At 43.8% G+C, this 541-nt stretch carries 1 pseudogene; it reads left to right on the top strand.

The window, feature by feature from the left end:
* Window positions 1-242 precede the first annotated feature (242 nt).
* Window positions 243-541, top strand: a pseudogene (gene rpsJ / locus HMPREF1024_RS29920) (30S ribosomal protein S10); the annotation flags it as partial.

Raw genomic sequence — 541 nt, 5'->3', positions numbered from 1 at the left:
ACGAGCGTTGAAGCGTGAGGTTGCCGCTTAGTGAGAAATCACATAGCGGGTTTTCCGTGGAGCGAATGTCAAGTTAGGAAACTGGCGACAAGTCACTGTACGAATCACAACTGATTACTGCTTACCGATAATGGGTAAAGGTATGAAACAACGTGTGAGTTTCTCACGACACACACGGGAGAGTGTACAGTCACCGCTTGTCGTACTGAAGTGAAAAGTACGAAAAGGAGGCGACTTTTTTTATGGCAAGTCAAGTAATGAGAATCACATTGAAAGCATATGATCACCAGTTGGTTGATGCATCTGCAAAAAAATCATCGAAACTGTAAAAAAGAACGGAGCACAGGTAAGCGGACCGGTACCACTTCCAACTAAGAAGGAAGTTGTAACAATCTTAAGAGCGGTTCACAAATACAAAGACTCCAGAGAGCAGTTCGAGCAGAGAACTCATAAGAGACTGATTGATATCGCAGCACCTACACAGAAAACTGTAGATGCACTTTCCAGACTGGAAATGCCAGCAGGTGTTTACATCGATATC

This window comes from Klebsiella sp. 4_1_44FAA (assembly GCF_000238715.1).
Lineage (GTDB): Bacteria > Pseudomonadota > Gammaproteobacteria > Enterobacterales > Enterobacteriaceae > Klebsiella > Klebsiella pneumoniae.
This window is presented reverse-complemented; position numbering and strand designations above follow the sequence as displayed.